Annotated in this window: 25 protein-coding genes and 1 pseudogene; 8 read left to right on the forward strand and 18 right to left on the reverse strand. The window is 71.8% G+C overall.

The genetic code is table 11. From position 1 onward, the window contains the following. Window positions 1-29: 29 nt before the first annotated feature. The 7 genes from ABZ780_RS19985 to ABZ780_RS20015 form a co-directional block, all read right to left on the reverse strand. On the reverse strand, window positions 30-1,229 hold the full coding sequence (locus tag ABZ780_RS19985; protein ID WP_357486966.1) for a CoA transferase: 1,200 nt from the start codon (window positions 1,227-1,229) through the stop codon (window positions 30-32). Between the two features lie 95 nt (window positions 1,230-1,324). Then, the gene (locus ABZ780_RS19990; protein WP_357001037.1) at window positions 1,325-2,599 is read right to left on the reverse strand and encodes an MFS transporter; all 1,275 of its coding nucleotides are present in this window, start codon (window positions 2,597-2,599) and stop codon (window positions 1,325-1,327) included. Further along, complete coding sequence (locus ABZ780_RS19995) at window positions 2,586-4,010, reverse strand: aldehyde dehydrogenase family protein (RefSeq protein ID WP_357001040.1); 1,425 nt, start codon at window positions 4,008-4,010, stop codon at window positions 2,586-2,588. The genes ABZ780_RS19990 and ABZ780_RS19995 overlap by 14 nt, the downstream gene beginning before the upstream one ends. After that, entirely contained in the window at window positions 4,003-5,736 is a 1,734-nt protein-coding gene (locus ABZ780_RS20000) for a thiamine pyrophosphate-dependent enzyme (protein ID WP_357001042.1), read from the reverse strand. The genes ABZ780_RS19995 and ABZ780_RS20000 overlap by 8 nt, the downstream gene beginning before the upstream one ends. Continuing rightward, the gene (locus tag ABZ780_RS20005) at window positions 5,733-6,806 is read right to left on the reverse strand and encodes an ABC transporter substrate-binding protein (protein ID WP_357001044.1); all 1,074 of its coding nucleotides are present in this window, start codon (window positions 6,804-6,806) and stop codon (window positions 5,733-5,735) included. The genes ABZ780_RS20000 and ABZ780_RS20005 overlap by 4 nt, the downstream gene beginning before the upstream one ends. Before the next feature lie 128 nt (window positions 6,807-6,934). Continuing rightward, window positions 6,935-7,807, reverse strand: coding sequence for an ABC transporter permease (locus ABZ780_RS20010; protein WP_357001046.1), 873 nt, complete (start codon window positions 7,805-7,807; stop codon window positions 6,935-6,937). 21 nt (window positions 7,808-7,828) lie between these two features. After that, window positions 7,829-8,626 carry an ABC transporter ATP-binding protein gene (locus ABZ780_RS20015; protein ID WP_357001050.1) on the reverse strand — a complete coding sequence of 266 codons (798 nt, stop codon included), beginning with the start codon at window positions 8,624-8,626 and terminating at the stop codon, window positions 7,829-7,831. A gap of 172 nt (window positions 8,627-8,798) precedes the next feature. Between ABZ780_RS20015 and ABZ780_RS20020 the strand changes: the two genes are divergently transcribed. Beyond that, window positions 8,799-9,419, forward strand: a complete 621-nt coding sequence (locus ABZ780_RS20020; RefSeq protein ID WP_357486968.1) for an isochorismatase family cysteine hydrolase — start codon at window positions 8,799-8,801, stop codon at window positions 9,417-9,419. Here the strand turns inward: ABZ780_RS20020 and ABZ780_RS20025 are convergent. The 3 genes from ABZ780_RS20025 to ABZ780_RS20035 all read right to left on the reverse strand — a co-directional run bounded on the left by ABZ780_RS20025 (window position 9,350) and on the right by ABZ780_RS20035 (window position 12,337). Next, window positions 9,350-10,273, reverse strand: a complete 924-nt coding sequence (locus tag ABZ780_RS20025) for an IclR family transcriptional regulator (protein WP_357486969.1) — start codon at window positions 10,271-10,273, stop codon at window positions 9,350-9,352. The genes ABZ780_RS20020 and ABZ780_RS20025 overlap by 70 nt on opposite strands. Before the next feature lie 73 nt (window positions 10,274-10,346). Next, complete coding sequence (locus tag ABZ780_RS20030) at window positions 10,347-11,546, reverse strand: NAD(P)/FAD-dependent oxidoreductase (RefSeq protein WP_357001058.1); 1,200 nt, start codon at window positions 11,544-11,546, stop codon at window positions 10,347-10,349. A 2-nt stretch (window positions 11,547-11,548) separates the two neighbouring features. Continuing rightward, window positions 11,549-12,337 carry a hypothetical protein gene (locus tag ABZ780_RS20035; protein WP_357486971.1) on the reverse strand — a complete coding sequence of 263 codons (789 nt, stop codon included), beginning with the start codon at window positions 12,335-12,337 and terminating at the stop codon, window positions 11,549-11,551. 248 nt (window positions 12,338-12,585) lie between these two features. On the opposite strand from ABZ780_RS20035, the gene zwf reads away from it, so the two are divergent. Continuing rightward, window positions 12,586-13,965 carry a glucose-6-phosphate dehydrogenase gene (zwf, locus tag ABZ780_RS20040; protein WP_357486973.1) on the forward strand — a complete coding sequence of 460 codons (1,380 nt, stop codon included), beginning with the start codon at window positions 12,586-12,588 and terminating at the stop codon, window positions 13,963-13,965. Next, window positions 13,962-14,792, forward strand: a complete 831-nt coding sequence (locus tag ABZ780_RS20045; RefSeq protein ID WP_357486975.1) for a GNAT family N-acetyltransferase — start codon at window positions 13,962-13,964, stop codon at window positions 14,790-14,792. The genes zwf and ABZ780_RS20045 overlap by 4 nt, the downstream gene beginning before the upstream one ends. 14 nt (window positions 14,793-14,806) lie before the next feature. On the opposite strand, the gene ABZ780_RS20050 is transcribed toward ABZ780_RS20045, so the two are convergent. From ABZ780_RS20050 to ABZ780_RS20065, 4 genes are all read right to left on the reverse strand, one after another. After that, a complete protein-coding gene (locus tag ABZ780_RS20050; RefSeq protein WP_357486976.1) occupies window positions 14,807-15,784 on the reverse strand; it encodes a hypothetical protein in 978 nt (325 codons plus the stop codon). Further along, window positions 15,781-17,139 carry a hypothetical protein gene (locus tag ABZ780_RS20055; protein ID WP_357486978.1) on the reverse strand — a complete coding sequence of 453 codons (1,359 nt, stop codon included), beginning with the start codon at window positions 17,137-17,139 and terminating at the stop codon, window positions 15,781-15,783. Before ABZ780_RS20055 ends, ABZ780_RS20050 begins: the two co-directional genes overlap by 4 nt. Continuing rightward, entirely contained in the window at window positions 17,136-17,441 is a 306-nt protein-coding gene (locus ABZ780_RS20060; protein ID WP_357001073.1) for a DUF6403 family protein, read from the reverse strand. Before ABZ780_RS20060 ends, ABZ780_RS20055 begins: the two co-directional genes overlap by 4 nt. A 124-nt stretch (window positions 17,442-17,565) precedes the next feature. Then, the gene (locus ABZ780_RS20065) at window positions 17,566-18,294 is read right to left on the reverse strand and encodes an SDR family oxidoreductase (protein WP_357001076.1); all 729 of its coding nucleotides are present in this window, start codon (window positions 18,292-18,294) and stop codon (window positions 17,566-17,568) included. An 89-nt stretch (window positions 18,295-18,383) separates the two neighbouring features. Here ABZ780_RS20065 and ABZ780_RS20070 point away from each other — a divergent pair, with 89 nt between their 5' ends. From ABZ780_RS20070 to ABZ780_RS20080, 3 genes are all read left to right on the forward strand, one after another. Further along, entirely contained in the window at window positions 18,384-19,217 is an 834-nt protein-coding gene (locus ABZ780_RS20070; protein WP_357001078.1) for a patatin-like phospholipase family protein, read from the forward strand. A gap of 45 nt (window positions 19,218-19,262) precedes the next feature. After that, window positions 19,263-19,724: a peroxiredoxin gene (locus tag ABZ780_RS20075; protein WP_357001080.1), complete on the forward strand. Its 462-nt coding sequence runs from the start codon at window positions 19,263-19,265 to the stop codon at window positions 19,722-19,724. 83 nt (window positions 19,725-19,807) lie between these two features. Then, a complete protein-coding gene (locus ABZ780_RS20080) occupies window positions 19,808-20,494 on the forward strand; it encodes a hypothetical protein (RefSeq protein WP_357486980.1) in 687 nt (228 codons plus the stop codon). A 6-nt stretch (window positions 20,495-20,500) separates the two neighbouring features. On the opposite strand, the gene ABZ780_RS20085 is transcribed toward ABZ780_RS20080, so the two are convergent. Beyond that, window positions 20,501-20,947, reverse strand: a complete 447-nt coding sequence (locus ABZ780_RS20085) for a MarR family transcriptional regulator (RefSeq protein ID WP_357001086.1) — start codon at window positions 20,945-20,947, stop codon at window positions 20,501-20,503. Window positions 20,948-21,042: 95 nt separating this feature from the next. Between ABZ780_RS20085 and ABZ780_RS20090 the strand changes: the two genes are divergently transcribed. Next, window positions 21,043-21,561 carry a hypothetical protein gene (locus ABZ780_RS20090; RefSeq protein WP_357486982.1) on the forward strand — a complete coding sequence of 173 codons (519 nt, stop codon included), beginning with the start codon at window positions 21,043-21,045 and terminating at the stop codon, window positions 21,559-21,561. Window positions 21,562-21,712: 151 nt separating this feature from the next. Here the strand turns inward: ABZ780_RS20090 and ABZ780_RS20095 are convergent, their stop codons facing one another. Then, window positions 21,713-22,906 carry a GNAT family N-acetyltransferase gene (locus ABZ780_RS20095; protein WP_357486984.1) on the reverse strand — a complete coding sequence of 398 codons (1,194 nt, stop codon included), beginning with the start codon at window positions 22,904-22,906 and terminating at the stop codon, window positions 21,713-21,715. A gap of 152 nt (window positions 22,907-23,058) precedes the next feature. On the opposite strand from ABZ780_RS20095, the pseudogene ABZ780_RS20100 reads away from it, so the two are divergent. Continuing rightward, window positions 23,059-23,793: pseudogene (locus ABZ780_RS20100) on the forward strand (methyltransferase domain-containing protein); the annotation flags it as partial. Between the two features lie 38 nt (window positions 23,794-23,831). Here the strand turns inward: ABZ780_RS20100 and cydB are convergent. After that, window positions 23,832-24,830 carry a cytochrome d ubiquinol oxidase subunit II gene (gene cydB / locus ABZ780_RS20105; protein WP_357486986.1) on the reverse strand — a complete coding sequence of 333 codons (999 nt, stop codon included), beginning with the start codon at window positions 24,828-24,830 and terminating at the stop codon, window positions 23,832-23,834. A 14-nt stretch (window positions 24,831-24,844) separates the two neighbouring features. Next, a complete protein-coding gene (locus tag ABZ780_RS20110) occupies window positions 24,845-26,260 on the reverse strand; it encodes a cytochrome ubiquinol oxidase subunit I (protein ID WP_357486988.1) in 1,416 nt (471 codons plus the stop codon). Between the last annotated feature and the right edge of the window lie 177 nt (window positions 26,261-26,437).

The raw sequence follows: 26,437 nt of genomic DNA on the forward strand, positions 1-26,437 counted from the left end.
GCAATCCTTACCTTCGGTGGTGGCGGCCGTCAGGCCACGATCTCCCGCGAGCGCAGCTCCGCGACGGTGTCGGGGGTGCAGCCGAGTTCGTTGACGAGGAGGTGGTCGGTGTCGGCGCCGAGGGGTCGGCCGGTGAAACGGATGCGGCCTGGCGTGTCGGACATACGCCACAGCACGTTGTGCATGAGGACCTCGCCGAGGTCGGGGTCGGGCACCTTGACGACCATCTCGGCGGCCTGGACGTGTTCGTCGGCGACGATGTCGCGGGCGGTGTAGACGGCCGCGACGGCGGCGCCGGCCTCTTCGAAGGCGCGCATGACCTCGTCGCGGGTGCGCTCGGCGATCCACCCGCCCACGTACTCGTCGAGCAGGTCGGCGTGCGCGGCCCGCTGCCGCCCGGAGGCGAACCACGGCTCGTCGATGACCTCGGGGTGACCGACGAGGCGCAGCACCCGCTCGGCGATGGACTGCGCGCTGGTGGACACCGCCACCCAGTCGCCGTCCCTGGTGCGGTAGGTGTTGCGCGGGGAGTTGTTCGTGGACCGGTTGCCGTGCCGGTGCTCGACCACGCCGAGCTGGTCGTACACGGTGGGGCCGGGGCCGACCGCCATCATGATCGGCTCCAGCAGGCTCATGTCGACGACCTGACCCTTGCCGCCGTTGCGGTCGCGGGCGAACAGCGCCACCATCGTGGCCGAGGACGCCGCGATGCCGCAGATGCTGTCGGCCAGGCCGAACGCCGGCAGCGTCGGCGGGCCGTTCTCGTCGCCGGTCAGGTGGGCGAAGCCGCTCATCGCCTCGGCGAGGGTGCCGAAGCCGGGCCGCTTGGCGTACGGGCCCTGCTGGCCGAAGCCGGAGATACGCACGATGACCAGGCCGGGGTTGACCTCGTGGAGTTGCTCCGGGCCGATCCCCCACCGTTCCAGCGTGCCGGGGCGGAAGTTCTCCACCAGCACGTCGGCGGTGGCGGCCAGGCGGAGCAGCAGGTCGGCGCCCTCGGGCGCGGACAGCTTGAGGCCGAGTGTGCGCTTGTTGCGGGAGATCTCCTTCCACCACAGCGGTACGCCGTCCTTGGCGTGGCCGTGTCCGCGCATGCTGTCACCGGCGACGGGGTGTTCGACCTTGATGACGTCGGCTCCGAAGTCGCCGAGGATCTGGCAGCACAGTGGGCCGGCCAGGATCGTCGAGGCGTCGATGACACGGAGTCCGGTCAGCGGTCCGTCGTGCACTGGGCCTCCCCAACTCGGCTCGTTCGCTTCAAGCGAACGATGTTTCGCTCAGCAGAATAGATTGTGATGAGGTTCGGGGTCAACGGCAACGCCTGTCACCCCTGCCGGACAGGCCCGGTGGCCGAACGACGCCGGGTCAGCCGACCGCGCAGGACCACCGCGGCGGCCACCGCGGACGCCGCCGCGACGAACGCGCCGGTAGGTGCCGAGAACGTGTCCCCCAGCCAGCCGTGCAGCATCGCCGCGCCCGGCCGGATACCGAGGAAGCACATCGACCACAGCGCCATCACCCGGCCGCGTACCGCGTCGGACAGTCCCTCCTGCATCGTGGCGTTGACGTCGCTCACGGCCAGCAGGTAGCCGGCCCCGCCCACGGCGATGCCCACCGTGGCCAGCACCGGTCCGGGGCTGACCGCCAGCACCACCATCCCGACGCCCAGCGCGGCCACGCCGACCGCGCCCGTCCGGCCGCTGCCCACCGAGCGCCGCAGCCGGCCCACCCAGATGGCGATCAACGCCGAGCCGACACCGAAGAAGGTGATGAACACACCCACCAGCAGGTCGCCGCCGCCGAAGCTCTCCGCGAACAGCGGGGACAACGTGTTGATCGGCTCCATCGCCAACCCGATCAGGGCCACGGCGACCAGGCACCGCACCAACTCGGGTCGGTGCCGCACATAGGCGACCCCGCCGAACACGCCCAGCCGACCGCGCCCCCCGGCCCGGTCGGCGCGGGGCAGCCGCACACCGGTCAGCGCCAGCGCGAACACCAGGAAGCTGGCGGCGTTGACGGCGAACGCCGTACCGGCGCCGGCCACCGCGTACGTGGCCGCACCGGCCACCGGGCCGATGGCCCGCGACAGGTTGAACGTCAGCGAGTGCAGGGCGATCGCCTGGGGCACGTCGGCCCGTCCGACGATGTTGGGCACCAGCGCCTGCGCGGCCGGGCCTGTGATCGCCTGACCCACCCCGGACAACCCGATGAACGTCAGCAGCAGCCCCGGGTTCAACGCGTCCAGGAACGCCAGCAGCGCGAGCACCGCGGCGGCGGAACCACCCAGCGTCTGCCCCACGATGATCAGCAGCCGCCGGTCCACGCGGTCGGCCAACGCCCCGATCACCGGGGCGAGGACCAACTGCATGGCGAACTGCAGGGCGGTCACCAGACCCACCATGAACGCCGAGCGGGTCAGCGCGTAGATGGTCAGGATCGCCGCGACGTTCTGGAACCACGTGCCGGTGTTCGACGCCAGCGACCCGAAGAAGTACGGGCCGAAGCGGCGGTCCCGCAGCAACGCGAGACCGCCGCGGCCTCTGTCGTCGGCTGGCGCGTCGGCCGGTGGCTCGGCCGGGCGGTCAGCCTGCCGCACCCGCGCCTCCCATTCCGTACCCCTGGGGGGTGCCGCTGGTCAGCGAGGTCCACACCGACTTCGGGCGCAGGTAGAGCCGGGCCGCCTCGGTGCCGTTCTCGCGGCCGTACCCGGACAGGCCGACACCGCCGAACGGCACCAGGTCGGACAGCACCCGGTACGTGTTGATCCACACCGTGCCCGCCCGCACCTGCCCGGCGAACCGGTGCGCCCGGGCGATGTCGGCGGTCCAGACGCCCGCCGCCAGGCCGAACTCGGTGTCGTTGGCCAGCCGCAGGGCGTCGGCGTCGTCGCGGAACGACGACACCGCCAGGACCGGCCCGAAGACCTCCTCACGCAGCAGGCGGGCATCGTCGTCCAACCGGTCGAACACCGTCGGCGGTACGTAGAAGCCGTTGCGCAGCCGCTCGGTGTCGGGCAGGGCGGCCTGCGCGACCAGCCGACCCACGCCGCTGGACTCGGCGATGAACGCCGCCGTCTTGTCCCGCTGCGCCGCGGTGATCTGCGGACCCAGGTCCGTCTGCTTGTCGAACGGGTCGCCCACCCGCAGCGCCCGCACCCGCTCGGCCACCCGGTCGAGGACCTCGTCGTAGATGGACTCGTGCAGGACCAGCCGCGAACCGGCGATGCACATCTGCCCGCAGGAGGCGAAGACGCCCAGCACCACGGCGTCGACCGCCCGATCCAGGTCGGCGTCGGGGAAGAGGATCTGCGGCGACTTGCCGCCCAACTCCAACGCCACCGGGGTGAGGTTGGCCGCCGCCGAACGGGCGATGGCCTTTCCGGTGTCGTGGTGGCCGGTGAACACGATCAGGTCGACGTCCGGGTGCGACACCAGCGCCACGCCGGTCTCCCGACCGCCCGGCAGCACCCGCACCAGACCCTCCGGCACGCCCGCCTCGGCCAGCAGCTCGCCCAGCCGCAGGGCGGTCAACGGCGTCTCCTCGGCCGGTTTGAGCACGCAGGCGTTGCCGAAGGCGAGCGCCGGGGCGATCTTCTTGGCCGCGAAGAAGAACGGCACGTTCCACGGGATGACGCCGGCGACGACGCCGTGCGGCTCGGGCACCGTGTAGGTGTGGTACTCCGGTCCGACCGGGATGGTCTCACCACGAACCTGCTCGGCCCAGCCCGCGTAGTAGCGGAAGCTGCCGGCCGCCCGGAGGACCTCCCGCCGGGTGTCGCTGAGGATCTTGCCGGTGTTGCGGGTCTCGGTCTCGGACAGCTCGTCGACCCGGGCCTCGATGAGATCCGCGACCGCGTGCAGGATCCGGCCCCGGTCGCTGCCGGTACGGCGGGCCCACGCCGGTTGGGCGGCGCGTGCCGCCCGGACGGCGGCGTCCACGTCGGCCGGCGAGGCCGGCGCGACGTGGGTCAGGACCTGGCCGTCGATGGGCGAAAAGACATCAGCCATCGGTGTTCCTTTCGTCGTGAGCCGAGCGCGCCCGGCGTCCCGGGTCCATCGACCCGGTGAGGTGCTCGGGCACCCAGACGTCCAGTACGGCCGGGACGCGGTCCCGCGCCACCGCCGTGCGGGCCCGGTCCAGGGCCGCGGTCAGGTCGGCTGCGGCGACCACCCGCTCGCCGTAGCAGCCCTGTGAGCGGGCGTGCGCGGCGAAGTCCGGCGACGGGGTGAGGTGCCCGCCGATCACCGTGGGTTCGGTGACGGCCAGGCCGTCCGGGTAGTGCGCGGCCAGCGTGGTCGTGCCGGTGCGGTAGCCGCCGTTGTTGACGACCACGGTGACCACCGGGGCGTCGTGCTGCTGCTGCAACCACAGGCACGAGTCCGGCGAGCCGAACAGGTACGAGCCGTCTCCGGTCACCGCCACCGCGTGGGCGCCGCCGGCGGCCATGCTGGCGCCGGTCGCCGCCGCCACCGACCAGCCGAGGCTGGACCCACCCTTCTCGAAGAGGGTGCCCGGCTTCGTCCGGCGGATCGGCGCGGTGTCGAACACCTCCCAGGTCAGCAGGTCGTCGGGGCGCAGGTGCTCATCCAGCGCCGCGGCGATCAGCGCCGGCGTGGGTGCGCCGGAGACCGCTCCGCCGCCGGCGGCCCGGGCCGCCGCAGCGGTGCGCGGCTGTTGCCGCCGTCGGCGCACGGCGTCGGCGTCGCCCGGACCTGCGGCGCCGACCTCGGCCAGGACGGCTGCGAGGAACGCCGCCGGGTCGGCGGTGGTACGGGCGTCGGCGCGCAGTTCGTACAGGGGGACGCGGCCCTCGATCGGGTCAGGTCCCGCCCAGCCGATCCAGGCGTCGTCGCGTGGTCGTTCCACCGCGGGCATCCAGGGCACCGGGTGGTCCAGCACGACGACGACGTCGAACTCGTCCAGTGGCGCGTTGGTGTGCCACGGGTTGTCGTCGGGCAGGTTCATCCGGTAGCGGGTGGCGCGCACCTCCACGCCGAGGGTGTCGGCCAACTCGGCCAACAACGTCACGGCGTGCGGGTTGACGCCGACGCGGTCGGTGACGATGACGGGCCGCCGGGCGGTCGTGAGGCGGCGGGCCACCTCGCTGACCACGCCCGGGTCGCCCGGTCCCAGGGTCGGGATGCCGAGCCGTTGGGCGCTGGGGACCGGGTTACCGACCGGGATCGGGTACCGGCCCACCTCTTCGGGCATCGCCAGGTAGACGGGGCCCCGCCGGGGCGCGAGTGCCACCTGGAGGCCACGCGCCACGACCAGGGCGGCGTCGTCGAGGGCGGACAGCTTGTAGTCCCACTTGACGTACTGCCGCACGATCGAGCCCTGGTCCCAGCGCTGCTGCTTCCAGAACACCGGCGAGTTACGCGACTCCGTCCGGGTGGGCGGATAACCCGACATGATCATGATGGGGTGGTCGCCCCACATGGCGTTGTGGATGGCGCCGCCGTGGTGCAGCAGGCCGAGGTCGGCGTGGGCCGCGGTCATGGAGGGCTGACCGGAGACCATCGTCTCGCCCATCGCCGCGGTGAGCGCGACGTGCTCGTGCGGGCAGGTGATGACCTCCGGGGTCGGCTCGCCCCGATGCCGGGCCTGCGCGCTGGCCTCCTGGAACGAGGTCAGCTCGGAGCCGCTGTTGAACCACAGCCGCCGCACGCCGCTGGCCGCGGCCGCCGCCAGCACCGCCGAGGCGGCGCTGGCGGCGGCCGGGCCGCCCGTCACAGGTTCCTCGCGCGCTCGAGGTAGCTGCCGTTGATCAATTTGTCGATCGGCGCGGCGGACTTGACCAGGTTGGCCTTGATGAGGCTCTCCTGACCCTTGAGCCAGGTCTGGTCGTTCATCTGCAGGGCCTTGTCCGGGCCGGCTGCCAGCCAGCTCTCCACCAGCAGCGGCAGCTCGGTGCGCGCCTGGGCAGGGTCGGCCTCCGGGTTGTACTTGCGCAGGTCGGTGATGACCTGGTCCCAGTTCTCTTCCTTGCTGGCGTACTCGATGGCCTTGAGCACGCCGGCGAGGAACTTCACCGGCATGTCGCTGCCCGACTCCACCATCTTGGAACTGGTGTTGTACGAGTCCGACGGCATCGGCGCGAAGTCGTCGGTGCTGAAGAAGACGACCTCGCCGACATCCTTCTGGATGGTGGCCCGGTCGGTGTTGACGCAGATCCAGGCGTCCACCTGGCCCTTGCGGGCCAACTCGTACGCGGCGGTGCCGACACCGGTGACCGGACGCTTCACCGACTTGGGGTTGACCCCCGCGTTGATCAGCATGACGTCGAGCAGGTTCTCGGTGGCGCCGCCGGTGGACACGATGCCGCAGGTGCGCCCGGCCAGCTCGGCCGGATTGCGGATCGGCTTGTTCGGCAGGGACACCACCTCGAACTGCGACTTCTGCCGCACGCTGGCGATGCTGATGAACGGCGCCTGCTCGTTGGCCACCGCGATGATCGCGTTGATGCCGTTGGCCCGGGTCAGGTCGGCCGAACCACCGAGCACCGCCTGGATGGCCGTGGCGGTGCCCTGCCCACCCTTGATGTCCAGGTTCAGGCCGTACTCGGAGAAGAAGCCGCGCTCCTTGGCGACCATCGTCTCCACGAAGCTCAGCGTCATGCCGGACGCGGTCATGTACGAGCCGGAGAGGCTGCCGTCGGCGTTGACCTTGTTGTCGTCGCCGCCGCAGCCAGTGAGCAGCAAGGTCATGCCGCCGGCAGTGGGCAGCAGGAGCCCTGCTGTGGTGCTGGCCCGGAGGAACGAGCGCCGTGAAACCGGCGCGCCGATGGAACGGTCGTTTTTCATGAATATCTCCCGGTGCCGAGGGGGGAATGGAGAAGGTGCGACGGATAGAGGCAAGGAGGGACCTGCCCGCGCCGCGTCGCGGCGCCGACCATGGATCGGAGGTGGGGGTGGGTGTGGAGCGCGGCCCGTCAGGGGGTGCGGCGGGGCTGCACGGATTCGTGCCAGGGGATCAGCAGCCGGCGGGCACCGGTCACGACGCTGTAGAGGGTGAAGCCGAACAACGCCATGATCAGGATGGCGCCGAACAGTTTGTCCACCTGGAGACCGTTCTGCAGGTTGACGGCGTACCGGCCGAGGCCCTTGTCACCGCCGAGGTACTCGCCGACGATCGCGCCGATGGTCGCCTGGACGACCGCCAGTTCCATGCCGGCCAGGATGAACGGCATCGTGTACGGCAGGTCGGCCCGCCAGAACCGCTCCCAGCGCGACGCCTTCAGGGTCGTCATCAGGTCGTGCATGGAGCCCGGCACGGAGCGGACGCCGAACGAGGTGTTGATCAGCAGCGGGAAGAAGGCCAGCAGCGCCGCCATGACCACCTTCGACGACGGGCCGAAGCCCAGCCAGAGGATGAACAGGGGCACCAGCGCGACCTTCGGCACCACCTGGGTGGCGACGATGAACGGGCGGGCGATCCGGTCGAACAGCGGCGACTTGCCGATCATCAGGCCGAGCCCGACACCCAGGACGATGGCCAACGCCAGGCCCATCATGACCTCGTAGAAGGTCGTCCAGATGTGCGTCTGCCACACGAACGGGTCGGTGATCTGCTCGATGAATGACTTGAACACCGCCTCCGGTGCCGGCAGCACGAACCGGGACAGGTCCGTGACCTCGACGTACACCTTCCAGGCGACCAGGAACAACGCGATCAGCAGGGGGCTGGTGTAGAAGGACAACCAGCGGTTGTTGCGCAGCCGCTGCGACAGGGTCGGCGGCGGGGGGCGGAGCTGTTGTCCGGAAGACGTCGTCGGCGCCGGGTGGCGCTGATCTGTAGTGGTCACGTGCGACACCTCAAGTGCTGCTCAGGCCGAGACGGCGGGTCGAATGTCGTTGTCCTGCTGCACCTCGCCGATCTGCCGACGCAGCTCGGTGGCGAGGGCGCGGAACTCGGCGGACTCGGTCATCGCGAGGGTGCGCGGCCGGGGCAGCGTCACCTCGGTGATGGAGTGGATGTGCCCGGGCTTGGTCCCCAGCATCACGATGCGGTCGGCCAGGAACACCGCCTCGGAGACGGAGTGCGTCACGAAGACGACCGTCTTGCGGTTCTCCAGCCAGATGCGCTGCAACTCCGCGTTCATCATGTCGCGGGTCTGCGCGTCCAGGGCGCCGAACGGCTCGTCCATGAGCAGCACCTGCGGGTCGTGTGCCAACGCCCTGGCGATGGAGACCCGCTGCCGCATGCCGCCGGACAGCTGGTGCGGGAGCTTGTTCTCCGCGTCGGGGAGCCCGACCAGGGACAGCATCTCCCGGACCTTCTCCGTGCGCTCGCGCCGGCCGACGCCGGCCATCTCCAGCGGCAGGGCGACGTTGGCTCCCGTCGACCGCCACGGCATCAGGGTGGCCTCCTGGAAGACGAAGCCCAGCGGGCGGTCGGCGTTCTCCTGCCGCTCGCCGTGGTCGAGCCGTACCCGACCCACGGTCGGGCTCTCCAACTGGCCGATGATCCGCAGCAGCGTCGTCTTGCCACAGCCGGACGGGCCCAACAGCACGACGAACTCGCCGTCGGCGATGTCGAGTGAGACATCGCTCAACGCGACCATCGACTGCCCACCGGCGCCGGCGAAGACCTTGCTGACGCCCTCCACTTTGATCGCACTCATGGCTACCCCTGTCACCGACCGGTCCGCGATTAACGCGAGATTGTTCGCTTGTGCAGTACGCCGTTCTGTTGGAGGGAACGTAAGCTATGTTCGGCGGCGAGGTCAATGGCCCACAGGGGCCGACTCCATACCACTAGTTCCTTACCAATCGCCCAACTCCGGAGGAACCGCCATGCAACACCTGTCGCAGCGCACTGCGGTGCTGGTCATCGACATGCAGAACGACTTCTGCGCCCCCACCGGAGCCATGGCGAACCTCGGTGCCGATGTCAGCGTCAACGCCGAGCTGGCCCGCCGGCTGCCGAGCTTCCTCGACCACGCACGGACCGCCGGTTGCCTGGTCATCTGGGTACGCCAGGCCGCCCACGAGCAGCTCGTGTCACCGGCCCGGCGGGCACGCGCCGAGGCGATGGGCCGCAGCCCGCTCAGCGTCTGCGCCGCCGGCTCCTGGGGTGCCGAGCTGGCCGACGGCCTGCGCCCCGAGGCGGGCGACTGCCACCTGGAGAAGACGCGCTACAGCGCGTTCGTCGGCACGCCCCTGCACAACCTGCTGCGCGCGCACGGACGTGACCACGTGGTGGTGGTCGGGACGGCCGCCAACGTCTGCGTGGACTCCACCATCCGCGACGCGTACATGGCCGACCTGACCACCACGATGCCGACCGACCTGGTCGGCTGGACCCGCGCGGACCTCGCCGAAGCGGCGATCCGCAACCTGGGCTTCTACTTCTGCGAGACCACGACCTCGGCCGAGCTGGTCGCGGCGTGGTCCGCGACGGACCGGGTCGTCTGACGGCGGGTGGCGCGCTTGCGCTCCACCGGCTCGGGGGCCGCCTCCGCCGGGGCCGGCTGGTAGCCCAGCTCGGCGCTGACCTGGCGGGCCGCGTCGGCCACCAGGTCGCCGTACTCGGCCAGCAGTTGCGCGGAGAAGCGGTCCTGTGGGCCGCACAGCGACAACGACCCGTAGACCTCGCCGGAGGCCAGCCGGATGGGCGCCGCCACGCTCGCCGCGCCGGCCTGCCGTTCGCCCCGGCTCACCGCGTAGCCCTGCTCACGGACCACCCGCAGGTCGGTCCAGAGCTGCTCGACCGACGTGATGGTGGCCGCGGTGACCGAGACCAGCTCGTGGGTGGCGAGGTATTCGGCGATCTCCGAATCCGGCAACGCCGCCAGGATCGCCTTGGACGACGAGCCGGCGACCAGCGAATGTCGGGAGCCGAGCGTGACCGACATCCGGATCTCGTGCGGCGACAGCACCTGGTCGGTGTAGACCCGCACCCAACCCTGCCGCATCGACAGCGTCGCCGTCTCCCCCGTGGCCTCCACCAACCGCCGCATGTGCCGATTGGTGATCGCCTGTACGTCGATGGCGCGCAGGGCGGCCAGGCCGACCGCGAGGGCGCCCGGCCCGAGCCGGTAGCGCCGGGTGCCCTCGTCGAAGGTGACGAACTGGTTGGCCGTCAGCTCCTTGAGGATGCGGTGGGCCACCGCCTTGGGCAGGTTCAACTCCCGCGCGACAGTGGACACCCCGATCATCTCCGGGCTGCGTTCGGCGAGCAGGTCGATCACGGCCAATGCCCGCCCCAGGCCGCTCGTCGTGTAGCGATGACCGTCCTCCGGCTCGGTCACCGGCGCACTGATCCCCATTCAGATCACCTCTCGAAGGTGCGTGTGAGCACGCCAGCGGTTGACCGATCTGGCTGTGGTGGGCGCCCGGCGCCTAGTGCTGGATCCCGAGCATACTGACACGCCGAAGGTACTTTTGGGCATCCTCGGGGTTCTCGGCGAGTGCCCGCAGACGCAGCAGCCGCTCGCGGCGTCCGGCCAGTTCGACCCCGTCCGCCGAGGTGCGATTCTCCGTCGTGGTCGGCTGGACGAAACGCTCGGCGATCGACCGGCGACGCTGCGCGTACTCGCTGGTGGCGGCGTCCTGGTCGGACTCGGCCAGCGCGATGGCGACCGCCACCGCGTCGTGGATGCCCGAGTTCAGACCCATGCCCCCGGTGGTGCTGCTCAGGTGTGCGGCGTCGCCGGCCAGCAGCACCCGGCCGATCCGGAAGGAGGCCGCGAGCCGCTGGTGGCTGCGGTACAGCTGGTGTTGGCTCAGCGGCAGCTCCCGGGCGTCGGGCTGACCGCCCAGCAGCAGCTCGACGGCGGCCAGGAACGCCGGGTGGGTGCCGGTCGGTGGCTCCTCGTCGACCCCGGTCCCCGTCGACAGCGCCGCGCGCCAGATGTCGGGTGTCCGGATCAGTGAGAAGCGGCCCTTCGGGCCGGACCAGTATCCGACCGCGCCGAGATCGGGCACCGCGTCCTCGAAGCGGAACGGCGTGGCCACCACCAGGCTCAGCGACGGGTACGTGAAGCCGGGGAACGGGACGTCGAGCAGTTTGCGGGCGATGCTGTGCGCGCCGTCGGCCGCCACCACCCACGGGGAGGCCACCACGGTCCGGGTGTCGCCCACCGCGACGTCCAACTCGACGCGCGTGTCGTCCTGGCGTACGCCGACCACCTCGTGCCCGAACCGGATGTCCACGTTCGGCGCCTCCGCGACCGCGCGGCGCAGCAGCCGGACCAGCTTGTACTGCTCGTACTGCAACCGGAACGGATACCGGGTCTCGCCCTCGAGCGCCTCGTAGGAGAAGCAGGCGGACTCGGTCAGCTCCAGGTCGCGGTAGTCCAGCCGGTGCACCCGGACCGCCTCCTTGAGCAGCGGGGCGGCCAGGTCGAGCTCGTCGAGCAGTTCGGTCGTCGGCGGGTGAACGGTCGAGCCGCGCCATTCCGACTGGACCTCGTCGGGGCCGCGTTCGAGCACGATCACCGGGATGTCCCGGCGGGCCAGGGCGAGGGCCGTCACCATGCCCACCGGTCCGCCGCCGAGGACGACGACGGGTGCTTGCACGGCGTGACTGGATGGCGCCACGTTCACTCCTTCCCGCCGGCGATACCGCCGACGATTCCGGTCAAGGGGGGTTGGGCCAGGGTGGCGGCCAGGTGCCGCAGCGCCGGGCTGGGCGACTCACTCGCCAGGTGGGTGATGCCGGCGGTCTCCAGCAGTTGCCAGGCGCCGGCCAGGTTCGACGACAGCACCGGCAGGGGTGCCTGCGGCAGGACCTCGTCGAGGACGTCCAGGCTGGGCGCGCCCGTCCCGGTCAGCAGCACCGCGTGCCCGGGCGGGAAGCTGTCGGCCAGTGACTCCAGGGTCTGGCGCACGGTGTCGCGCACGGTGGTCGACGTGAGGTCGTAGATGGCGCCGGTGCCGGGCACCGGCACGGGCGTGCCGACCTGACGGCCGGTCGCCCGCCAGAACGCCGCCGCCTGCTCGGTGAGCCAGTCCGGGTACGGCGAGATCAGGGTCAGTGACCGCACCGCGAGGCGGTCGAGCACCTGCCGCACGGCGGCAGCCGCGCCGAACACCGGCGAGCCGAGTCGCGCGGTGGCCGCACCGTCGGTGCGCTGCGCGTCGGCGCGCCCCGGCCGGTAGTAGCAGCCGGTGCAGGCGACGTAGGTGGCCCGCAGGTCCAGGCCGTCCAGCGTGGCCGCGGTGTCCGGCAACAGCTCGGCGTAACGGTCCAGCCGCTGCGCGAGTGAACCGTTCACGACCGGCAGGCGGGCGGCGTGGTAGCGGACCCGCGCCGGCAGCAGGCGGCGGAGTTCGGGCTCCACCGTCGGGTTGGCCGGTGGAACAATGATGCCCAGAGCTGCCTCGACCACTATCTACCGCCAAATCGTTCGACTGAGCCGTACGGCGTTCTACGTACTGGAACGATAGGGGCTGTGGTGGGGCCGGTCAACCCATCGCGGGCAGCGGCTCGCACCCATCTGACCAGGGCAACTGCCCACAATCTGGGCGTCGGGAGTCTCCGCTGCCCTGTCGCGGGCCTCACGCGGGGAATTCGACGAGGGGTTGCGAGGTTCTCCGTTCGGAAGATCAGGTTTCACTCCGATCGGATGGAAGAACCATGCGCGTGCGCTCAGACGCGGTAGTGCTGTTCGGCGTCACGGGAGATCTCGTCTCGAAGAAGCTCTTTCCAGCGCTGTACGAGCTGACCAGACGCGACCGCCTCGACGTCCCCGTGATCGGCGTGGCCCGCTCCCCCTGGGATGACCAGCAGCTCGTCACCACCGCCCGGAAGTCGGTCGCCGAGGCCAACGCCGAGGTCGACGACGACGCCTTCGACGCGCTGGCGGGCAACCTCTCGATGATCTCCGGCGACTACGCGGACCCCACCACGTACCAGCGGTTGGCCGACCGCCTGCGTGACGCCGAGCGACCGATCTTCTACCTTGCGGTCCCGCCGGCGGTGTTCGGCGCCGTCGTCGACGGGCTGGCCGCGGTGGGCCTGGCCGACCGGGGCCGGGTGATCGTGGAGAAGCCGTTCGGGCGCGACCTGGCGTCCGCCCACGAGCTGGACCGCACCCTGCGCGCGGCCTTCGACCCGCAGCGCGTGTTCCGCATCGACCACTACCTCGGCAAGGAGGCCGTCGAGGGCCTCTACGCCTTCCGGTTCGCCAACCGGCTGTTCGAGCCGCTCTGGAACGGCGAGCACATCGACAACATCCAGGTCACCCTCGCCGAGGGCTTCGGCACCCAGGGCCGTGCCGGCTTCTACGACACGGTCGGGGCCACCCGCGACGTGCTGCAGAACCACATCCTGCAGGTCGTGGCGCTGATCGCGATGGACGCGCCGACCGCCGACGACACCGACGCGTTCCGCGCGGCAGAGGTGGCGGTGCTACGGCAGATCGCGCCGCTGTCACCGGAGTCCACCGTGCGGGGACAGTACGCCGGCTACCGGGACGAGCCGGGCGTCCGGCCCGACTCGAACACGGAGACGTTCGTCGCCACCCGACTGACCGTCGACTCTCCCCGCTGGGCGGGGGTGCCGTTCTACCTGCGCACCGGAAAGTCCCTGCCCGGGACGGCGACCGAGGTCGTGGTCGAGTTCAAGCAGCCGCAGCGGGCCCTCATCCCGGCCGCGGGTGGCGTCGCGGCGCCCGCGAACCTGCTGCGGTTCCGGCTGGGCCACGGCGACGGCATCACCATGTCGATCCAGGCGAAGAGCCCCGGCGCGGAAGTGGCCAGCCGTCCGGTGCACCTGTCCGTGGACTTCGGCGCGGCGCTCGGGCACCGGCAGGAGGCGTACGAGCGGCTGCTCGACGACGCGATGGACGGGCAGCACCTCCGGTTCGCCCGCGCGGAGACCATCGAGCAGGAATGGCGCATCGTCGAGCCGATCCTGGATCATGCGCCGCCGGTGCAGGCGTACGACAAGGGCAGTTGGGGTCCGGCGGACGCCGAAGCGCTCGCCGGCGGCTGGCACACCCCGGACCTGCGATGAGCGGGCAGGACACGGTGCGTGCGCTCGCCGAGCTGGCGGAGGCCGAGTTCATGTTCCGGTACGAGTCGGGGGCGTCGCCCGAGGTCCGCGACGCGCTCGGCCTGGCCGCCGTCCGGATGGGTGGCGGGGTGGTGCTGTCCATGCGGCACGACCCCACCGGCTACTGGAGCAAGGCGCTCGGGTTCGGCGTCGACGCGCCGGTCGACGCCGACCTGATCGGCCGGGTCTGCGATTTCTACCGCACCCAGGGCAACCCCGCCGCTGTCATCCAGATCGCCCCGGACCGGCTGCCGGCGGACTGGGACGACATCTGCGCGCGGGAGAACATCACCGGCGGTAGCACCTGGGTGAAGCTCGCCGCCGAGATCGAGACGCTCCGACCCGGCCGCACCGACCTGCGGGTCGGCCCGGTGCCCGCCGAGCTGGTCGACCAGTGGGCGTCGGTGGTGCTGCGCTGCTTCGGCATGCCCGAGGAGCACCTCGGGCCGATGGTCGCGGCCGGCGTGCGCGATCCGGGCTTTCAGCCGTACGCCGCCTGGGACGGCGACGAGATGGTCGCCGCCGCCAACCTGTTCGTCCACGGTGCGGTGGGCTCGCTCAACACCGGCGCGACCCTGCCGAGCCATCGGGGTCGGGGCGCGCAGTCGGCGCTGTTGACGGCCCGGGCGGCGGCCGCGGCGCGGGCCGGCTGCCGGTGGGTCGTCTCCGAGACGGGCCGACCCGACCCGGGCTCGTCGAATCCGTCGCTGAACAACATGCTCCGGGTGGGCCTCACACCGCTGTACGAGCGGCGCAACTGGGTGTGGCGGGCGGACCCGACCGAGTAGCTGTGAACGCCGCGTCACGGGCCTTTTCGATCAGTGCCGCCCACTGCCGCACCAGCTGCGGACGGGGTACCGGTCAGCTGCAGCGCCCGCCGGCTCAACGCGTCGACGTGGTCGACGAGCCGGCGTACGGCTGCGTCGTCGTCCGCGTCCACCGTGGCGATGCGGTCGAGCAGTTCGGCGTAGTCCGAGGTCAGTGCCAGGTACCGCCTGCCGAATTCCCTCTCGGCGCCGCTGACGCGGGCTCGGCGTCCCGTTGCCGCGTACCGCTGGTCGAGGTCGATGATCTGCTGGGCCAGCACGGCGGCGGCGGCGCTGAGCGTGCTGCGGCCGTCGGCGTGCTCGTCGCGGTGGCGCCGGCGGGCGTTCGCGAGCCGGCCCGCCCGGCGACCTCCGATGTAGAGCGTGGCCGCGCCGACGACGACGGCCCCGAGGGCCGCCACCGCGAGCAGGAAGCGGGGCAGCGACGGGCTGATCGTGCGCGTGCCGTCGGGAACGGTGCCGGCCTTCACCAGCAGGTCGTAGTTGACGGTGACGACCTTCAGCGCCTCCAGCGGGCGGTCGGGAAAGGTGTCGACGCCCCGACCGATGATCATCTCCGCCACGGCGGCCCGGCCGAAGTTCTCGTCGTCACGCCTGGGCAGCAGCGCGCACCCGTACGTGTCGTAGTCGTCGCCGTCGCGGCTCATCACCAGCACGACGTTCCCGTTGGCGGCGCGCGTGACCTGGCGGCAGCCCTGCCGGAGGTCGGCGTCCGGCTCCAGCAGCAGCACGACCAGCCGGCGGTTGCCGATGACCCGTTCGGCCGCGGCCCGGTCCAGGTCGACGCCCGGTGCCGCGTAGACGGAGGAGGTGCGGACCTGGCGGGCGGCCGGGCCGTCGAGCACCCCGCCGGTCCACAACGCCCAGCCGGCCAGCACGAGGCACGCCAGGACCGCGACGCCGAAGGGCGTGCCGACCAGGGCACCGAGCCATCGCCCGACGGACCGTTTCACGACAACCTGCCCTGCAGATAGAGGTCCGGGCGGTAACCGGCGAGCCCCACCGTCCGGGCGCTGTCGTCCAGTTCGTCGGCCGCCTCGTTCAGCAACGACCGCACGTGGTGCTCCGGCAGGGCCTCGTCCAACGCGGCACGTGCCGCCTGGAGCTTGACGACGCCCCGGGTCAGCGCCGGATTGCTGCGGGCGTCGGTCAGCAGGGACATCTCGACGGCGAGCGCGGTGAGGCCGGCCAGTCGGGCCGGCGCGCCGTCGCCCCGCCGGATCCCCGTGCCGTCCGGCCGGCGCAACGACCGGACCGACAGGGCCAGGAACGTCGCCACGCAGCCCGCGAACAGCCACGGCAGCGCGGGCAGCGCCACCCGCAGCGGGTCGACCGGCTGGTACGGCAGCGGACGGTCGAACAGCCCCGAGTAGCGGATGTCGGTGACCCGGTTCAGGTAGACCGACAGCACCTGGTCCTGGGAATAGTCGTACTGGCTGATCCGGTCGGCGAACTGGCCGTAGAAGCTCGCCCCGGCCACCTCCGCGAAGTCCGTCGCCGGGCCGTGGTACTCGATCCAGAGGCCGTACATCACGATGATCGGGGTACCCGGGAACAGCTCGGTCAGGGCCGGCCCGAACCGGGGCAGGGGTTCACCGAACGGCTGCGCGGGCAGCGCCACGTACAGGGCGCCGTCCGGGAACGCGGTCGTCGCGGCCTTGCCGGGCACGCCGGTGAGGCTCGCTCCAGCCGCGGCGTGCAGGCCCTTGGCCCGCAGGTCGGCGGCGACGGCGGTCAACTCCGGACCGGTCGGCTCGCGCCACCGCAGCCCATCGTGGTCGGCCGGGACGGGCACCTCCCGCAGCGTGGCGATCAGTGTCACCAGTGGACCCGTCACGTCGGCGGTGGCGAAATGCGCGCGCCAGCCGGGCACGTCATCGGGTACGGCCCGGTAGAAGCCGCCGGACACGTCGGTGCCGCTCACCACGATGGTGGCGTTCTTCACCTCCCGTAGCCGGCGCCTCTCGTCCTCGTCGAGCCAGGGCGGCGCGACCAGGATGCGGACGGGGTGGTCGCCGGCTGCCTCGCGGACCCGCTGTTCGTTCCAGTGCGCGATCGAACCGGGCAGCCGCACCACGGGACTGTCGGCCACCAGCGCGGTCATCTCGTCCACCGACGGCACGGTCGGGTCGCCCGCCCTGGGCGCCGGGCCCTTCCCGATCGTCGCCGAGTCAGCCGGGGACCGCCCGTAGCTGACGTCGGCGCCGTGTTGCTGCTGGGCACCCAGGAAGATCACCAGGACGACCACGGCGATGCCCAGGAGCGCCCAGCGCAGCGCCTCGTAGCGGTGCGGCCGGCGGGCCGTCACCGCTGCGTCCGCCACAACCGGTCGGCCTGCTGGGCGTGTCGCTCCGCTGTCCGCGCGGCGGCCGCCCCGCCCCGTGCGGCGGCGATCAACTCGGCGCGGGCCAGCAACTGCTCGGCCGCAGGGACCGGGCTGGTCGCCGCGTCCCGGCTGACGGCCGCGCTGTCGATGGCCGCGCGGGCGCCGGACCAGGCGGTCTGCCGCTTCCGGTCCCGTGCCCGCCGGGCGGGGACCAGGGTCGTCGCGAGCCCCGCGCCCACGAGCAGAACGCCGCCGACCAACCAGATCAGGAGGGTGTGGGACATGCGCTCCAACCATCGGACGAGGGGTACGGGGTTGCTCGACGGAATTCGGGCAGCCGCGCGGGCACGACCGAGTCTGACTGACGCTGTCGAATCGGCGCGAACGAGCCCCGGTCGGGTGCGGTGGTCAGAGACCGCCGGAGACGCGCAGCACCGTGCCGGTGGCGTACGAGGCGTCCGGGCCGAGCAGCCAGGCGATGGCGGCGGCGATCTCGTCGGGTTCGCCGGCGCGGCCCAGCGGGATGCGGCCGGCAGCGCTGTCGGGGCGGTCGGGTACGCCGGAGACGGCGTGGATGTCGGTGCGCACGATGCCGGGGGCGACGGCGTTGACCCGGATGCCCTTGGGGGCGAGTTCCTTGGCCAGGCCGACGGTGAGGGTGTCGGTGGCGCCCTTGACCGCGGCGTAGTGCACGTACTCTCCCGGGCCGCCGAGGGTCGCGGCGGCCGACGACACGTTGACGATGGCACCGCCGTCGGTCATCCGGCGGGCGGCCTGCTGGGCGCAGAGGACGTACCCGATGAGGTTGACGTCGACGACCCGGCGCAGGTCGTCGACGCGCAGCTCGGTGAAGGGCCCGATGGGGCTGGTGACGCCGGCGTTGTTGACCAGGCCGGTGAGCGGGCCGAGCCGCGCGGCGGCGGTGAACAGCTCGTCGACCTGGTCGGGGTCGGTGGTGTCGGCGCACACCGCCACGGCCGAGACGCCGGTGGCCCGCAGGTCGGTCAGGACCGTCTCGGCTGCGGCGTGGTCGCGGCGGTAGCAGAGTGCGATGTGGTGGCCGGCCGCGGCGAGGCGGCGGGCGGTGGCCGCGCCGATGCCCCGGCCGCCGCCGGTGATGACGGTGACGGGTGCCACGGCGCCCTCCCGGGGTGTCTGGTGGCTGCGAACCGGATGCGCCGACGCTACCGTGACCGGCGCGGGTCGGTCGTCGAGAGGAGAGTCACATGCGGCGGGCGTTGGTGCTCGGTGGTGGCGGGGTGACCGGCGTCGCCTGGGAGCTGGGGCTGCTGGCGGGGTTGGCCGAGCGGGGCGTGGACGTGTCCGAGGCGGACCTGGTGGTGGGCACGTCGGCGGGTTCGGTGGTGGGCGCGCAGGTGTGCTCGGGGCTGCCGCTGGAGCAGCTCTACGAGGAGCAGTTGGCGCCACCGTCGGGTGAGCGGGCGGCACGGTTGGGCTTCGCGGCGTTGGCGCGGCTGGTGTGGGCCGGTGGCCGTACCCGTGACGCGGTGCGCTCCCGGGCGCGGATCGGCGCGATGGCGGTGGCGGCGCGTACCCCGTCGGAGGCGTCGCGGCGCGCGGTGATCGAGGCCCGACTGCCGGTGCGGGAGTGGCCGGCGCGACGGCTGCTGATCACGGCGGTGGACGCGTCCTCCGGTGAGTTCGTGGTGTTCGACCGGGACAGCGGGGTGTCGCTCGTGGACGCGGTGGGCGCGAGCTGCGCGGTGCCCGGGGTGTGGCCGCCGGTGACCGTCGGCGCGCGCCGCTACGTCGACGGGGGGATGCGCTCGCCCGTGAACGCCGACCTGGCGGCCGACGCGGGGCGGGTGCTGGTGATCGCGCCGACGTCGGGGGCGTTCGGACCGATGCCACGGTTGTCCGCGCAGGTGGCCGCGTTGCGGGTCGCCGGGTCACGGGTGGTGGTGGTGACGCCGGACGCGGCGGCGCGTACGGCGATCGGCCGCAACGTGCTGGACCCGGCGCGGCGGGCGGGGTCCGCTCGGGCGGGCCGGGCGCAGGCCGGCGTCGTGGTGGACGAGGTGGCGGCGCTCTGGGCGTGATCGCTTACGCTCACCGCCTGTCCGGTCTGACAACGGAGGTGCGCGGTGGCGGGTGTGGGCGTCGGCGACGTGGTGGAGGATTTCGAGCTGCCGGACGAGACGGGCACGCCACGGCGGCTGTCGGAGCTGCTGGCGGCCGGGCCGGTGGTGCTGTTCTTCTACCCGGCGGCGATGACCCGGGGCTGTACGGCGGAGAGCTGCCACTTCCGGGACCTGGCGGCGGAGTTCGACGCCCTGGGCGCGACTCGCGTGGGCATCAGCCGCGACCCGGTGGCCAAGCAGGCCGAGTTCTCCCGGCTGCACGGCTTCGACTATCCGCTGCTGTCGGATGAGGACGGGACGGTGGCGCAGCGGTTCGGGGTGCGGCGACGACTGCCGCTGGGTCCGCTGAGCACCAAGCGGCTGACGTTCGTCATCGGCACGGACCGGCGGATCATCGAGGTGATCCACAGCGAGGTCAGCATGAACGACCACGCGGACCGGGCGCTGCGGGCACTGGGCGGCTGAGCGGGCGCGAACCCCGTGCGGCGGGTGTCGCAGCCGGCTGGTATCAAGACAGCAATCAAACAGGTGTACGGAAGAGGGTAGTGATGGATGCCGGCCAGGGTTTGTCCACTGACGAGGTGCAGAGCATCCGCGAGGCGTTGGCGGCCGGGCGTAAGCCGAGGGTGGTGTTCACCGCGTCGGCGGGTCAGATCGCCGGTCAGGTCGGTCAGGTGATCGAGCTGACCGACCCCGAGGTGTCCGACGAGTTCGTGGTGGTGCGGTTCGGCCGCGACGAGTTGCCGTTCTCCCCCGCCGATCTGGCCGTGGCGCCCAAGGGCGCTGGTCGTCGGGTGGTGGAGCCGAAGCCGGAGCCCGAGCCGCAGGAGCCGCCCGCGGTGGCGGCACCGGAGTTCGTGTTGGACACGCCGCGGGTGCCCGCGCAGCGACAGGAGGAGCCCAAGGTGGAGCAGACGGAGAAGCCGCCGGCGCGGCGGGCGGTCAAGGCCGTCAAGCCGAAGGGCCCCGCGGGCCTCACGGTGACGCTGGCGTACGCCGACGGTGAGTGGACGGTCGCCGCGCAGCAGGGCAGCAAGGCCCTCGCGAAGCCGTACGTGGTGAAGCCGGCCGAGGCGTTGAAGATGGTGGCGCTTGTCGACGTGCCGGGTGTGCAGGAGGCGGTGGAGCAGATCCTCGGCACCGAGCGGGCCGAGGCGGAGCAGCAGGCCGAGAAGTTGCGCGCCGAGTTGGCCGAGATCGAGGCGCGGCTGGCGGAGTTGCGCGAGGCCCGCTGAGGCGGGTCAGCGCCGGTTGTGGTGCTCGACCAGCCGGGTGAGCAGGCGGGTCAGCTGCTCACCCTCGGCGGCGGACAGCGGTGCGAGCAGGTCGCGCTGGACACGGTCGACGGTCTCGCCCATCCGGCGGGCCTCGTCGGCTCCGGCGTCGGTGAGGCTGATGACGTTGCGGCGGCGGTCGGCGGGGTCGGGGGCGCGTACGACGAGCCCTCGACCGGCCAGGTCGTTGATGGCCGCCACCACGTCGCTGCGGTCGATGCCGCAGCGTCTGCCGAGGTCGGCCTGGCTGGCGGGCCCGGCCTCGGCCAGCGCGGCGAGCAGGCGGTAGTGGTAGCCGCGTAGGTCGTGCGCGGCGAAGCCCTCGCTGATGAGTCGGCCCGCGTGGCTGGCGGCCTGGTTGAGCAGCCAGCTCGGGGTGGTGCGTAGCCCGGCGGGTGACTGCGGGGACTCCATGGCGGCAGCCTAACAGGAATCGTTGGCGCGACCCACGATCCGTGTTACGTTGGCCGCACCAACGTTGGTGCGGCCAACGTTCCAAAGGAGGCGTCATGTCCACCACTCCCACCCTCAACGGGCAGGTCATCGGTCAGGCCCACTACGCCACCCGGGCCCTGCTGGAGCGAGCCGTCGCCCCGCTCGGGCTCACCTTCGGGCAGGTGCTCGCGCTCAACGTCCTCGCCGACGGCGCCGTCGAGCGCACGCGGATCGTGCACCGGATCACCAGCACCCTCAAGATCGACGAATCGGTGGTGCACGAGGTGATCGCCCACCTCGTCGAGGCCGACCTCGCTCGGGTCGACGACGGCCTTGCTCGGGTCGACGCCGGCCCGTCGACGGGCGCCGACGGCCTCGCTCGGGTCGACGCCGGCCCGTCGACGGGCGCCGACGCACGCATGCGGCTCACCGACACCGGTCACGCCACCCAGCGCCGCGTCTCCGCCGCCGTCGCGGACATCACCGCTCGGCTCTACGGGGACATCCCGGCCGACGAGGCGAGCGTGGCCGCCCGGGTCCTCACCCTGGTCACCCAGCGGGCGAACGCCGACCTGGCAGCGACCCCGGCCTGACCGGACGCCGTCACCAGGCGGCCACCGGAGGGTCGTCGACCGCTGATCGACTCGGGTTCAGGGAAATCGGGGTGTCCCAGTCGCCCGGACACCCCGATTTCATTGATCCCGAGTCGATCACATGCCGGAAGCCCGGCCGGCGGGCTGTCGGTTAGAAGTAGTCCAGCAGCTGCGCCGGGCCGCCGGCACCCAACAGGTCCAGGGAGTCGGGCTCCACACCGGCGGCGTGCAGCAGGCCCGCCTCGGCGACCGACCGGGCGCGGGCGGCGCCGGCGTAGAGCAGGGCGAAGCCGCGTACGTCCAGGCGCAGGTCCGGCTCGCCGTCGACCCGGGTCAGCTCGGCGGCGCCGTCGGCGACGACCAACCGCCAGGTGCCGGAGTTCCACTCGGCGATCGGGTCGGCGAGGGTGAAGTCGACGGCGCCCCGGGCGTGGGTGGGCCACCCCCGTGCGGCGACCGCCCGCGCCACGTCCACCGGCCGGTGCATCCACAGGTTCCGCTGGTGTTCGCGGGCCGACTCCAGCGGCAGGTGAGTGCTGACGGCGTCGCCGTCGAGGGGGCACAGCCGCAGGGTGGGCGCGACGCTTGCCCAACTGCCGAGCACGCCGACGAGTTCCCGGGCGGCCTCGGGGGTCACGGCCAACGCCTCGTCCACGGTGAGCACGGAGTCAGCGCCGTAGCCACGGCCCCGCTCCCAGGTGGCGTAGCCGACCAGGTCACCGCCGTCCTCGATGAGGGTGAGCCCGTCGCCGGGCAGACCGCCGTCGGCGGCGGAGACGTCGAACAGCTCGCCTCGGCGCGTGAGCAGCCCGTTGCGGTACCGGCTGATCCGCTCGTACAGGGTGGTGACGGCGGGCAGGTCGGCGGGGGTGCCGGCGCGGACGGTGAGCCGGGGATCCGGCCGGTGCCGGGGCAGCGCGGCGGTTGCCAGATCGAGGGTACGCAGCACACCGGCCGCTTCCCAGCCGCAGGCGCGGTACGGGGCGGCGACGGTGGGATACAGCGCGCTGATCGCCGCACCGCGTTCGCGGGCGCCCCGCAGCAGGGCGGTGAGCATCGCGCGGGCCGCTCCCCTGCCCCGGGCCTCGGGCGCGACCGCCACACCGCCCACGTCGGCGGCGGGCACCGCCTGCCCACCCCACCACTGGTCGTGGTGCAGGTCGACGGCCTTGCCGACGAGCCGGCCGTTGTCGTCGAACGCGCCGTAGCGGGTCATGCCGGGCACGTCGACAGTGGTGCGCGGGGGGCGGTGCCGCGGGTCGGAGCCGAACGCGAGGCAGCCCAGCTCCCAGGCGGCGTCGAGGTCATCGACGGTGAGTTCGCGGACGTGCACGGTGGCGGGCATCGGCACACCCTAGCGGGACGGATCTTCACCGACCGCTCATTTTCCGCCGGGTGCGGGCGTTGCGGGCGCGGCACGCCAGCACATATCGTCCCGACGTATCGCGCCGATACATCGACGCGACAGTCAGGAGGGCGGCGGACATGTCCAGCGGACAGTTGTACGACACCATCGGAGCCACCTACACCGTGACGCGGCGCACCGATCCACGGATCGCCGCGAGGCTCTGGGCTGCGCTCGGAGACGCGCGGACGGTCCTGAACGTCGGGGCTGGCACCGGCTCCTACGAGCCCGTCGACCGCGACGTCACCGCGGTGGAACCGTCGGCGCTCATGCGGGCGCAGCGCCCTACGGACGCGGCGCCGTGCGTGGCCGCCGTCGCGGCGCACCTCCCGTTCGAGGATCAGTCCTTCGACGCCGCGATGGCGGTCTCCACCGTGCACCACTGGCCGGACCCGATCGCGGGGCTGCGCGAGATGCGACGGGTGGCCCGGCGGGTGGTGGTGTTCACGCACGACGACAGTGCCACCGGATGGCACCGTCGGTTCTGGCTCACCCGCGACTACCTGCCCGAGGTGGCACAGATTCTCTCCGGCCGGCCTTCGCTGGCCGAGCAGGCCCGCGCGATCGGCGCCCGCATCGAACAGGTGCCGATCCCGTGGGACTGCGCCGACGGTCTGTTGGAGGCGTACTGGCGCCGGCCCGAGGCCTACCTGGACGATCGGGTGCGCCGCGGCCTGTCGCTCTGGGCCAGAGTCGGCCCGGAGGCCGAGCACCGGGCGGTGCGCAGCCTCCGGGCAGACCTCGCCTCAGGGCGGTGGGCCGAACGCAACCGCGACCTCGTCGCTCTCGACGCGGCGGAGCTCGGCCTTCGCCTGCTGGTGACCTGACCGCCGCCACGGACTGGCGCGCGACCAGGTCACCGCCATCAGTGCTGCGGGATGTTGGCCACGCCGATCCGCTTGCGGAACACCCAGTACGTCCAGCCCTGGTAGGCCAGCACGATCGGGGTGAAGATCACCGCCACCCAGGTCATGATCTTCAGGGTGTACGGGGTGGAGGCCGCGTTGGTGGTGGTCAGGGTGCCGGCCGCGTCCAGGGTGGAGGGCATGACGTTCGGGAACAGCGCGGCGAACAGGGTCGCCACCGCCAGGCCGATCGCCACGGCCGTGCCGGTGAACGCCCAGCCCTCCCGGCGTACCTTGGCGGCGGCCAGACCACCGAGCAGGGCGAGGGCCGCGCCCACGGCGAGCACGACGGCGGCCGCGCTGGAGCGGATGCTCAGCGTCCAGGTCAGGAAGCCCACCGCGAGCACGGCGGTGCCGACGCCCAGGCGCACCGCGAGGGCGCCAGCGCGCTCGCGGATGTCGCCGGTGGTCTTCAGGGCCAGGAACACCGCGCCGTGGGTGAGGAACAGCGCGAGGGTGGTCGCGCCACCGAGCAGGGCGTACGGGTTGAGCAGGTTGAGCAGGCCGCCGACGTACTCGTGGTCGGCGTCCAGCGGCACGCCGCGCAGGATGTTGGCGAACGCGACGCCCCACAGGATCGCCGGCACCAGTGAGCCGACCACGATGGCGGCGTCCCAGCGGCGCTTCCAGGACGCCTCGGGGCGCTTGTGCCGGTATTCGAAGGCCACCCCCCGGGCGATCAGGGCCAGCAGGATCAGCAGCAGCGGCAGGTAGAAGCCGGAGAAGAGGGTGGCGTACCACTCGGGGAAGGCGGCGAACATCGCGCCACCGGCGGTGATCAGCCAGACCTCGTTGCCGTCCCAGACCGGGCCGATGGTGTTGATCAGGACGCGGCGTTCACGGTCGTTGCGGCCGAGCACGGGCAGCAGCATGCCGACGCCGAAGTCGAAGCCCTCCAGGATGAAGTAGCCGGTGAACAGCACGGCGACGAGGAGAAACCAGATGGTGGTGAGGTCCACGATGGGCTCCGGGATCAGTAGGCGAAGGCGAGCGGACGCTCGGCGTCGTCATGGGTGTCGTCGATGGGGGGCTGTTCGCTGACGTCGGGCACGCCGGCCTTGGCGTAGCGCAGCAGCAGCTTGACCTCGATCACCGCGAGGGTGGCGTAGATCAGCGTGAAGGCGGTGAACGAGGTCAGCACCTCGCCCAGCGAGACGCTGCGGGACACGCCGTCGCGGGTGAGCATCTCGCCGAAGACGATCCACGGCTGGCGGCCCATCTCGGTGAAGATCCAGCCGAAGGAGTTGGCCAGCAGCGGCAGCACCGGCATGGCCAGCCCGGCGCGCAGCAGCCACTTGCTGCGCGGGGTGCGGCCCTTGCGCTGGGTCCAGAGCACCAGCAGGGCGATGGCGGCGGCGGCCAGCCCGAAGGCGATCATGAAGCGGAAGCTCCAGTAGGTGATCGGGATGATCGGGGTGTAGCTGCCGGCGCCGTACTGGGCGGTGTACTGGGCCTGTAGGTCGTTGATGCCGTGCACGGTGCCGTTGGGGTCGCCGGTGCCCAGGTACGACAGCAGGTACGGGATCTTGAGGGCGAACACCTCGCGACTGCCGTCGAGGCTGCCGATGGTGAGCACGGAGAACGAGGCGGGGCTCTCGGTGGTGTAGAGGCCCTCGGCGGCGGCCATCTTCATCGGTTGCACCTCGGTCATGATCTTGCCCTGGATGTCGCCGGTGAACACGACCGCGGCGGTGGAGACCAGGACCACCCAGGAGCCGAACTTCGTGGCGAAGCGGTAGGCGCCGGTGTCGGCGGAGTCGCGGTTGCGGATCACGTGGTACAGGCCGACGGCCACGACCAGCGAGCCGGCGACCAGGAACGATCCGGCCAGGGTGTGCGGGAAGGTGACCAGGGCGACCTTGTTGGTCATCACGGCCAGGAAGTCGGTCAGTTCGGCGCGGCCGGTCTCCGGGTTGAGTCGGAAACCGACGGGGTTCTGCATGAACGAGTTCGCCGCGAGGATGAAGTACGCGCTGAGGTTGGTGCCGATCGCGGCGGCCCAGATGCTGGCCAGGTGCAGGCGCTTGGGCAGCCGGTCCCAGCCGAAGATCCACAGGCCGATGAAGGTGGATTCGAGGAAGAAGGCGACAAGGGCCTCGATGGCCAGGGGCGCGCCGAAGATGTCGCCGACGAAGCGGGAGTAGTCGCTCCAGTTCATGCCGAACTGGAACTCCTGCACGATGCCGGTGACCACACCCATCGCGAAGTTGATCAGGAACAGCTTGCCGTAGAACTTGGTGAGTTTGAGGTAGCGCTCGTTGCCGGTGCGGTGCCACATCGTCTGCAGGATCGCCACGAGCACCGACAACCCGATGGTCAGTGGCACGAAGAGAAAGTGGTAGACGGTGGTGACACCGAACTGCCACCGGGCGACGTCCAACGCGTCCACCTGAAACCCCCAGCTATTCATACTACGAGACGTAGTAAATACTACTGCTCGTCGTAGAAAAAGCGGCAGGGTCTGGCGGCCCGAACCAGCCCGGGACCAATGACCCTGATCACCCCGGCCGCCCGGCCCCCGGGGAGGGCGAGGGCAACCAGCCGACCGGCCCTCGCGGCCCTGCCG

The sequence above is a fragment of the Micromonospora sp. NPDC047467 genome, from assembly GCF_040643095.1.
Lineage (GTDB): Bacteria > Actinomycetota > Actinomycetes > Mycobacteriales > Micromonosporaceae > Micromonospora.